Below are 9,476 nucleotides of genomic sequence, written 5' to 3'. Positions count from 1 at the left end.
AAAGTGGACCAGTTTTCAATTACGCAACTGGACCAGTTTTCAATTGACAAAAACAGTACTCGAATTTCCGCCGCGGTATGTGTCCCTCCGAATTTCATCGCTTTATCAAACCGTGTGGAGTAGAACAGGTACCGCTGGAACGTATATTCGTTTACGTTTGCAAAGTAAACGGGGTATCCAATGATACAGCCGTGAATATTCTTGTTGTCGATGTGGACCATTATCGTTTCCAGACCCAGTTTTTCGAATTCTTTTCGTACTTCCTCAAGGGCGACGGCGGTCTTTCCGTTTACCTTCGGGGAGGCGTTGATCAGTCATACGTCCATTTCCTCTGAAACCCTTTCCTGGTTTCTGGAAAAATTTTTGGTCAGCCGGCAGGTCGAAAATCCGCTTTCAATATAGCCAATCAATTCGGTTGTCCGAATCGGAATGGCTCTCTTGAAGTTCGAACGAAATCTCCGGAAAGCAAGGAAGTCCGTTTTGTGAATCAAGCTCGTATCCTTCGTTTGAAAAGGACAGAACAGCCGCAAATGTACCCCTGAAAGAGAAAAGGATCGACTCAGGTACAATAGAACTGTCCAAAGCGCTGAAAACGCCTCCAAGTTACTCTAACCCGGAGGATGGTTCGAGCATTGCGCCGTGCGGACAACCAGAACAGCTTGCAATGGGGAGACAGAAAGAGGGAAGTTATCGATGATTGCCTTATACGAAAGCCGTAAGGGAACCTGGCACAAACAAGCAGAAATGCCCAATCAGGATGCAGCGATCGCCCTGCAGATTCACAATGCGACCATCGCCGTTTTGTGCGATGGGGTATCACTCAATTACCGGATGGAACCTTCGCACAGTGAAGAAGCTTCCCGATTCTGCGTGAAAGAAAGCGTCGCCTATCTTCGTTCGCATTTACACACAAATACGCCGGATGCAGAAATGGACAGCCTGCTGCGCAGTCTTTTTGTTCATGTCCGACAGGAAATGATTCGCTATTTAAACGCGAAAGGCATTGAAGAAGGCGACGCGTCCACAACAATGCTGGTCGCGATTTATCGCAAAGGAAAACTATGGGGCGGTCTGGCCGGAGACGGCGGTATTTTGTATGAACGAACCGATCGTTCGATTGCGATGATGGTTACCGAGATCAAGACGTCTTCGATGGTTTATTCGCTGCGCGATTCCAGGCACTGGGCCTTTTTCAATTCTCTGGGCTCGCCGCTTCCGGTTCGTCGTGTTTTTATCGCGACCGATGGCGTGTTCGATACGATCTGCGGCTGGAACGGCCAGGGCGTCGTCTGTCATGTGGATGAACTGTTCGACTTCTGGAACGTATCCCGTGTGAAGGAAAAACAAAGAGAGGCGTATTTAAAAGCAAGAGTGGACGAAGTCCAGTCCGGAGATGATCTCTCCGTTGCGCTGATTGAGGATTCACACTATTTCCATACAAAATGAGAACGATTAGAATATTCCAGTAAACTCAGGAAATGCGCGAAACGGCGCATTTCTTTTTTGAGGCACATTTCTTTTTTGAAAAGACAGGAAAGCGTCTTCGTGCATGAAAGAAGATCGATCCAAAAGCAGGAAGACGGGAAAAGAGAAAAATTTATGGCAGAAAGACTTTTTGATCATGCTGTCGATCGCTCGAGCGATCATTCGTTGAAGTATCATGCCGGTCCGATGCTGAGCGATCCGAAAATGATTCCGCTCTGGATTGCAGATATGGATTTCGCCGCACCGAAAGCCGTACGCGATGCGCTGGAAAAATGCTGCGCGCTGGGCGTATTTGGCTACACCGCCCCATGGGATAAGTATTTACAGGCGGTACAGAACTGGATGAAATCCCGCCATCATACTGCGATTGAAAAAGACTGGATCGTAACGGCGCCCGGTATTGTTCCGGCGATTATAATCCTGATTCAGGCACTCACAAAAGAGGAAGATCCAATTCTGATTTTCCCTCCGGTTTATCACCCGTTCAAAAACAGTATTGAAGAACTGAACCGTACACTGGTATGCAGTCCTTTAAAGGAAGAGAACGGCATCTATTCCATCGATTTTGAAAATCTGGAGACGCAGCTCAAAGAGAAAAAAGTGCGTATGATCATCTTCTGCTCGCCGCATAATCCGACGGGAAACGTCTGGGCTAAAAAAGATCTCCAGCGTCTGGCTGCCCTTTGCAAAAAGTACGATATTGTGCTGGTCAGCGATGAAATTCACATGGACTTTGATCCCGATCATCGTCATACGACCATGCTGGAAGCGGATCCGACCATTGCGGATCAGCTCGTTCTCTGCACCGCTCCATCCAAGACATTCAACCTGGCTGGTCTGCAGGATTCCAACCTGATCATCCCAGATGAAACCATTCGCAAAGCCGTACGCAAGACGATGTCACGCTGCGGTATGGGCGAGGCCAATGTTCTCGGCCTTGTCGCCTGTCAGACTGCCTACGAGCACGGTGCCGAGTGGGTAGATGAGCTGAACGCCTGTATCCGCGAAAACGCGCGGTTTATCCAGAAGTATCTGGAAGAACACATTCCGGAAATTCGCATGGCCATTCCGCAGGGAACATACCTGTTCTGGCTCGACTGCCGAGGCCTGCAGATGAGCGATGAAGAACTGCACGACTTCTTTTTGAACAAAGCGCATCTCTGGCTCAATGACGGCGTGATGTTCGGTCAGGAAGGAAGCGGATTCATGCGTCTCAATGCCGCCTGCCCAAGATCGACGCTCAAGCGCGCGCTCGACCAGCTTGCTGATGCCTGGAACGAAAAGAAGAAGAACCAGATCCCGATCGGCGATCTGTCGCTGCGATAGAAAGCCGTAAACTGGAAAGACAAAAACAGCCGCCCCTGCGAAGAAGAGAACGAAGCGTTCGTCCGGCTTTCTTCTTTGAATACGGGGCGGCTTTTCTTCTGGAAACAAGGACGACTGCAAATTGTCGAGACTGCACAATTCGAAAAAGAATTTGTCACATCCCGCTCATTTTCCATCTGCAAAGACCAACAAATGGATCGATTCTTTCTTTTTTGAAACAGAAAGGCATATAATTGAGTGATTCACTATTTTATTTAGGAGATGAATGGAGGAATATTATGAGTTACGCAAGCTTCAACGATATCGTCGCACACATGAAAAACTACGGATTCGTATACCAGGGATCCGAAATCTACGGCGGCCTTGCCAATACCTGGGATTTTGGTCCGCTTGGTATCGAACTGAAAAATAATATCAAAAACGCCTGGTGGAAACGCTTCATCCAGGAACAGCCGGAAAACGTCGGCATTCAGTCGGCCATTCTGATGAACCCGCAGGTATGGGTAGCCAGCGGCCACGTCGGCGGATTCTCCGACCCGCTCATGGACTGCAAGGACTGCAAAACCCGCTACCGCGCAGATACCCTGATTGAAGACGCCACCGAGGGCAAGGTCAATCCCGCTGGATGGACCAACAAGCAGATGGAAGAATTCATCGACGAGCACGAAATTGTCTGCCCGAACTGCGGCAAGCACAACTTCACCCCGATTCGCCAGTTCAACCTGATGTTTAAAACGTTCCAGGGCGTTACCGAAGACGCGAAAAATGAAATTTATCTGCGCCCGGAAACCGCACAGGGCATTTTCGTAAACTTCAAAAACGTACAGCGCACCATGCGTAAGAAACTGCCGTTTGGCGTCGGCCAGATCGGTAAATCGTTCCGTAATGAGATCACACCGGGCAACTTCATTTTCCGTACCCGTGAATTCGAACAGATGGAACTCGAATTTTTCTGCAAGCCGGGAACCGATCTGGAATGGTTCAAGAAACTCGAAGGCATGTGCGAACAGTTCCTGCATGACCTCGGCCTGACTTCCGATCGTCTGCGCCTGCGTGCTCATGATCAGGAAGAACTTTCCCACTATTCCAACGCAACCACCGATATCGAGTACCTCTTTGGCGCTCCGATCGGCTGGGGCGAACTCTGGGGCATTGCTGACCGTACCGACTTTGACCTCACAGCGCACCAGAACACATCCAAGCAGTCTCTGGAATACTTCGACCAGGAAGCCAATGAAAAATACATTCCGTATGTTATTGAACCTTCCGTCGGCGTTGAGCGTCTGATTCTTGCGGTTATGTCGCAGGCTCTCGAAAACGAACAGATTTCCGAAAAGGACAGCCGTATCGTTCTTCGCCTGCATCCTTACCTCGCTCCATATAAGGCAGCCGTTCTTCCGCTGTCCAAAAAGCTTTCCGAACAGGCCAGAGCGCTCTGCGGCGATCTCGCTCGCGACTTCTCCGTAACCTACGATGAAGCCAATAACATCGGTAAACGCTATCGTCGTCAGGATGCGATTGGTACGCCGTTCTGCATCACCGTTGACTTTGAAACGGAAAATGACGGCTGTGTAACCGTTCGTGAACGCGATTCCATGGAACAGGTCCGCATTCCGCTGACTGAAGTGAAAGACTACATCGCTTCCCGCGTTCAGTTTGCCTAGGCTCTTCCATTTCAGGCTGCTCCCGCTCTGGGAGCAGCAGCTGATTCGAGAAGAGAAATTCCTTTTGCGTATTACGAATGGAATGGGATCCATTTCGCCGCGTCGAAAAGCGAGTACCCTTCACCTCATTTTGTCATCCGCCCGGATTAAAAAGTTACGCATTTTGTTCATTTGCACAGTGAACGAAACGTCGACGATTGAACAGAGCGAAAACGGGGCGAAAACGATACGCGACGTACGACTGCTATTTCCTTCATTTACTGATCAAAGAGCCGAATTCTGCCTCCGGCTCTTTGCTTGTTTTCATAAAACGGCGTGATCCCCCAGGGAAAGGAGCCTGAGTTTCATGCAGATTCCTGAACAGGATCTTCGTAATATTTTGGATCAGACCGATATCATTTCGGTCATTGAGCGGTATGTCCCTCTCGAAAAAAAGGGAAAAGAATATCTTGGTGTCTGTCCGTTTCATGACGACCATTCGCCATCCATGCGCGTCTCCCCGGACAAGCAGATTTATAAATGCTTCAGCTGCGGCGCCGGCGGCAATGCGCTTCGCTTCATTCAGAACATTGAACATATCTCTTTTCCGGAAGCAGCGGCGAAAGCTGCCGAATGGATCGGCTATCCGCTCAACATTCAGAAGGCTGAACCGGATGAAAAGAGTGTTCAGAACCGCGACGCGTACGAAACGCTGCGCCTGTTTACGGTGTACTGTTCGTACGAGCTGTTCAGTCAGGACGGACTGAAGGCCCTGTCCTATTTGAGCGGCCGCGGCTTTTCGAAAGAAATACTGAAAGAATACGAAATCGGCTATGCGCCGGAAGCCGGCATGGTCAAGGACTATCTGACGCATCGCATTTCCGATCGAACCATGCTGGAAAAAACCGGTCTGGTTCAGATTGGAACGAACGATCTCATCCCGAGCTTTTACAACCGGATTATGATTCCGATCCATGACGCCAACGGTAAGCCGGTTGGGTATACCGCCCGTATTTTGCCGCCGGCGCAGGGACCGAAGTATGTCAATACGACGTCCACGGAGCTTTACGATAAAAGTTCGCTGATTTTTAATTATCACCGCGCGAAGGATGAAGCCCGCAAAGCCGGCCGCGTCATTCTCTGCGAAGGCGCCATGGACGTACTGGGACTGGCCAAAGGCGGCTTCAAAGAAGGTATTGCCTGTCTAGGAACAGCGCTGACGGATACGCAGCTCGGCCTGATCGCCGCGCTGAACGTTCCGGTCACGCTCTTTTATGACCAGGATGAGGCAGGCCAGAACGCGGTCTGGAAATTTGCGCAGAAAGTGCAGAATACCGGAATCCGCTTTTCCATCGTCGCCAATGCGCCGCGAAAAGATCCGGATGAAGTGTTCAATGCCTACGGCCGGGAAGGACTGGAACAGGCGATTGAACAGACCGTCTCGTACGCGTCCTTCGCGTTCGACTATTTAAAAAATCAGTACAATCTCAACAACTACGAGGATAAGAAGCAGTACGCTCGCGCCATGGAGTCGATCATTCGAACGACCCTCGAATCGTTCGAACAGAATGCGGCGTTTGAAAAGCTGAAAGCACTGACCGGCTTTTCCTTTACCGCCGAACCCCTCAAGCCTGTCTGGCAGCCAAACCGCTTTAAAAAAGGCGGAAAAGCAGCAGGGAATGCCGCTCCAGCGGTCATCCCGCCGGTTGTCAAAGGCCGTCTGCAGGCGGAAAAATCCGTCCTGTGGTCCATTCTGTTTCATGAGAGCTTTCTGAAGCAGTTTCAGGAGCAGGTCGGCTTCTTCTCGAATCCCGCCTGTTCGAGACTGTCTCTCTACATTTTGCATGCGTATAAGACCGATGCCTCGCTGGATCCGGCCATTCTGATCGAACAGATAGAAGAGCCGGATGCGCGGGATCTGCTCGTTGAACTGGCGGAATGGCCGGACTATTCCGATCTGCTTCCTCAGTTTTTCGACGATGCCGTCTGCAAAATTAAATCGGATATGTTATCGCACAAGATCGATTCCCTGACGAGGCAAATTCGTCAGGCGAGAGATCTGAGCGAAAAAATAGAACTGACCAAAACGAAACAGTCGCTGGTTCTCGAAAAGAACCGGCTCAAAAAGACGGTCCAGTTCTGAGCTGCACGAATGGACCGTTCTATTCACGGCATGCGTCTTTGTTAAACCGCACGCTGTCCATCGCCTCGCTGTCCATTTCGCACATGGATGGCGGGCGAATTTTCATAATTGGAAAAAGAAACATAGAAAGGAACCTGATACGATGACCAGAAAAGCCAGGAAATTCCGTTCGCTCGATGAAGCGAAAGAGTATCTGCTTTCTATGAGAGATCAGAAAGAAGCGGTTGATCTTTGTGACTTTCAGGAGATGATTACTTCCCTTGATCTGAGTGATGAAGAAAATGAGGATCTGTTTGAATGGATCCGAAACAGCCAGGTCCTCGAACTCGATTCGGATACGGAGGGACTCGAAGCCGACGACCTCGATGACGAGCCTGTCCGTTCCAGAAAGGCCCCCTTTCCCGAAGACTTCGGCGAAGCTCTGGAAGGAAGACTGGATCAGGAGCTTAAGGTAGACCAGGAAGAAGAATTAGAAGAAGAACTGGAAAGCGAAAGCACTCAGGAAGAAGAGGAGAACTTCAGCCAAACCGCAAAGTCGCGCAGGGCCTCTTATGACGAGATTGAAAAACTCGAAAAGGCATTTGAGGAAAATTCCAAAAATCGCAGCAGCGATCCCGTACGCATGTATTTGCGCGAAATCGGTCAGATTCCTCTGCTCACCGCCCAGCAGGAAAAGGAAGCCGCCAAAGGCTACCAGGAAGAAGGACGCAAGGAATGCCGCGATCTGCTGATCAATTCCAACCTGCGTCTTGTCGTTTCCATTGCCAAAAAGTTCAACGGGCGCGGCCTGCCGCTGCTCGATCTGATTCAGGAAGGAAACTGCGGCTTGATCAAGGCGGTCGAAAAATTCGACTACAAGCGCGGATTTAAGTTTTCAACGTACGCGACCTGGTGGATCCGCCAGTCCATTACGAGAGCCATCGCTGACCAGTCCAAGACGATTCGCATTCCGGTCCATATGACCGAGACGATCAACAAGCTGACGCGTATTCAGCGTCAGCTCATTCAGGATCTGGGACGCGATCCGCTTCCGGAAGAAATTGCGGAAAAGCTTCCGAATATGAAACCGGAAAAAGTCCGTGAAATTCAGCGGATCGCTCTTGAACCGGTTTCGCTCGAAACGCCGATCGGCGAAGAAGACGATTCGCATCTTGGCGATTTCATTGAAGACAAAACGTCCATTTCTCCAGTGGAATACACCCACAACCAGCTGCTCAAGGACGAAATCGCGCTCGCGTTAGAAACGCTGAACAAAAGGGAAGAGGAAGTCATCATGATGCGCTACGGCCTCCATGACGGTCAGCCCCGTACCCTGGAAGAAGTCGGACAGGCGTTTTCGCTGACGCGCGAACGCATTCGCCAGATTGAAGTCAAGGCGCTGCGCAAGCTCAAAAGCCCGGCCCGCTCCAAACGGCTGAAGGATTTTAAACAGTAATGGAAATTCAGAAACTCCCCGGACTTTCGACGCTATCCAAACGCCTGAACATTCTGGCGCAGGAAGTCGAAGGTCCAGTACTTGCGGATATCGGCTGTGATCACGGTTTCGTATGCATTCAGGCTCTTCTAAACGGCAAAGTGCAGAAAGCCTATGCCTGTGATTTGCGGGAAGGCCCGCTCGAATCAGCCAGAGCCAATGTCGCTCAGGCGGGTCTTAGCGATCGGATCTTCTGCCGCCTTCGAAACGGGATCGAAGGATTAGAAGACGATGTGAATCAGATTCTGATCGCCGGCATGGGCGGTACGCAGATCGAACAGATTCTTGCGGCCAGTCCGCTTCCGGATCGAGTATCGTCCCTGCTGCTTTCTCCGCATAAGGATACCGAACATCTGCGCCAGTGGCTCTGCGATCATGGCTTTACCATTGTCCGCGAGCGGATGATTCAGGACGGCCATTTTTATCCGCTGCTTTATGTACGCCCTCCAAAAGCAGAGAAGCAATCGCCGGCGGTCGATGGTACGCTGTCGCCTCAGGCCCTGTATTTTGGCGTTCATCCAAAACGGGACGCGGATTATGATGCGTGGCTGTTGTGGCGGCTTAACAAATGGAAAACCATCTGTAAAACCATGCCGGAAGATAAGAAAGCACCGTTTCTGCAGAAAATCGAGATGGCAAGATCCCTCCAGAATCTCTCAGACGGATCTGTCTCATCTACACTGGATCCAGAGAAGGAATAAGCGTCCAAAACCGGTCCAGCTGCTTTTTTCACCACAGGAAATGAACAGGCTATCGTCAGGAACTGAATTCCTTACGGTAGCTTTTCCTTTGTCTGGACTGAGCCGTTTTGCGGCGCAGACGACGTGAAAAAAGCGGAAATCCAAAGGAGATCCCCGCTGAACTGCGAATGGAGCAGCGCAAATCGATAGTGATCTGGTTTCTGTGAGTGAATTGAAACAGTAAATGCAGCCATTGAACGGATAAAAATGAGCTGTTTTTGTCAATTGAAAACTGGTCCAGGCGCGTAATTGAAAGGCTGGCCCGTGAATGGAATATCACGGTGGAAGAAATGCGGGCAATTCTCTCGGCCCGCATTGAGGCCGGAATGAATGACCCTGACCCGAAGAAGCGGGTGCAATGGGAAAGGATATCCCGCGCCGGGACGATACCTGCGCCGGAAGAGCGGCTTCGGCAGGCGGTAGAGCCGATCGAAGCCGAAGGGTGCGGCGATCTGCTTCGATGGTATCCGATTTTATGAGCAAGGGTGCATTTTTAAGAGCGGGATTTTGAATAATGGCAAGAATGAAAAACAGCAGGTTTGCGCATCGCTATGTGCCGCCTGCTGTTTTTCGTATCTATTTCTCTGTCTGTACAAATTTTGTCCTTTCTGAGTAAGCGTCAAATAAAAGACGGGTATTTTCTCGACCGCCTCCTTGGGATAATT

Annotated in this window: 8 protein-coding genes; 7 read left to right on the top strand and 1 reads right to left on the bottom strand. The window is 50.4% G+C overall.

Translation table 11 applies throughout. From position 1 onward, the window contains the following. Positions 1–693: 693 nt before the first annotated feature. The 7 genes from ACLUYS_RS08090 (at position 694) to ACLUYS_RS08060 (ending at position 9,290) form a co-directional block, all read left to right on the top strand. Positions 694–1,446 carry a protein phosphatase 2C domain-containing protein gene (locus ACLUYS_RS08090; protein ID WP_230267965.1) on the top strand — a complete coding sequence of 251 codons (753 nt, stop codon included), beginning with the start codon at positions 694–696 and terminating at the stop codon, positions 1,444–1,446. A 153-nt stretch (positions 1,447–1,599) separates the two neighbouring features. After that, positions 1,600–2,811: a MalY/PatB family protein gene (locus ACLUYS_RS08085; protein ID WP_412659562.1), complete on the top strand. Its 1,212-nt coding sequence runs from the start codon at positions 1,600–1,602 to the stop codon at positions 2,809–2,811. 278 nt (positions 2,812–3,089) lie between these two features. Next, entirely contained in the window at positions 3,090–4,475 is a 1,386-nt protein-coding gene (locus ACLUYS_RS08080; protein WP_288340300.1) for a glycine--tRNA ligase, read from the top strand. 346 nt (positions 4,476–4,821) lie between these two features. After that, positions 4,822–6,597 (top strand): DNA primase, encoded by a 1,776-nt coding sequence (dnaG, locus tag ACLUYS_RS08075; RefSeq protein WP_412659561.1) that lies wholly within the window; start codon positions 4,822–4,824, stop codon positions 6,595–6,597. Between the two features lie 142 nt (positions 6,598–6,739). After that, complete coding sequence (gene rpoD / locus ACLUYS_RS08070) at positions 6,740–8,032, top strand: RNA polymerase sigma factor RpoD (RefSeq protein WP_412659560.1); 1,293 nt, start codon at positions 6,740–6,742, stop codon at positions 8,030–8,032. Further along, the gene (locus tag ACLUYS_RS08065; protein WP_412659559.1) at positions 8,032–8,772 is read left to right on the top strand and encodes a tRNA (adenine(22)-N(1))-methyltransferase; all 741 of its coding nucleotides are present in this window, start codon (positions 8,032–8,034) and stop codon (positions 8,770–8,772) included. Before rpoD ends, ACLUYS_RS08065 begins: the two co-directional genes overlap by 1 nt. A 257-nt stretch (positions 8,773–9,029) precedes the next feature. Then, complete coding sequence (locus ACLUYS_RS08060) at positions 9,030–9,290, top strand: hypothetical protein (protein ID WP_412659558.1); 261 nt, start codon at positions 9,030–9,032, stop codon at positions 9,288–9,290. Here the strand turns inward: ACLUYS_RS08060 and ACLUYS_RS08055 are convergent. After that, the coding region (locus ACLUYS_RS08055) for a hypothetical protein (protein WP_412659557.1) at positions 9,285–9,476 on the bottom strand (192 nt) is incomplete at its 5' end. The genes ACLUYS_RS08060 and ACLUYS_RS08055 overlap by 6 nt on opposite strands.

Origin of the sequence: Allobaculum sp., assembly GCF_047010065.1 — a bacterium.
Lineage (GTDB): Bacteria > Bacillota_I > Bacilli_A > Erysipelotrichales > Erysipelotrichaceae > Allobaculum > Allobaculum fili.
Note: the sequence above shows the minus strand (reverse complement) of the source record. Positions and strands in the feature narration are given on the sequence as shown.

What these genes read in the sequence shown, in the direction of transcription:
- dnaG (WP_412659561.1), top strand. Translation starts at nt 4,822, where the DNA reads ATGCAGATTCCTGAACAGGATCTTCGTAATATTTTGGATCAGACCGAT.
- ACLUYS_RS08080 (WP_288340300.1), top strand. Translation starts at nt 3,090, where the DNA reads ATGAGTTACGCAAGCTTCAACGATATCGTCGCACACATGAAAAACTAC.
- ACLUYS_RS08065 (WP_412659559.1), top strand. Translation starts at nt 8,032, where the DNA reads ATGGAAATTCAGAAACTCCCCGGACTTTCGACGCTATCCAAACGCCTG.
- ACLUYS_RS08085 (WP_412659562.1), top strand. Translation starts at nt 1,600, where the DNA reads ATGGCAGAAAGACTTTTTGATCATGCTGTCGATCGCTCGAGCGATCAT.
- ACLUYS_RS08090 (WP_230267965.1), top strand. Translation starts at nt 694, where the DNA reads ATGATTGCCTTATACGAAAGCCGTAAGGGAACCTGGCACAAACAAGCA.
- rpoD (WP_412659560.1), top strand. Translation starts at nt 6,740, where the DNA reads ATGACCAGAAAAGCCAGGAAATTCCGTTCGCTCGATGAAGCGAAAGAG.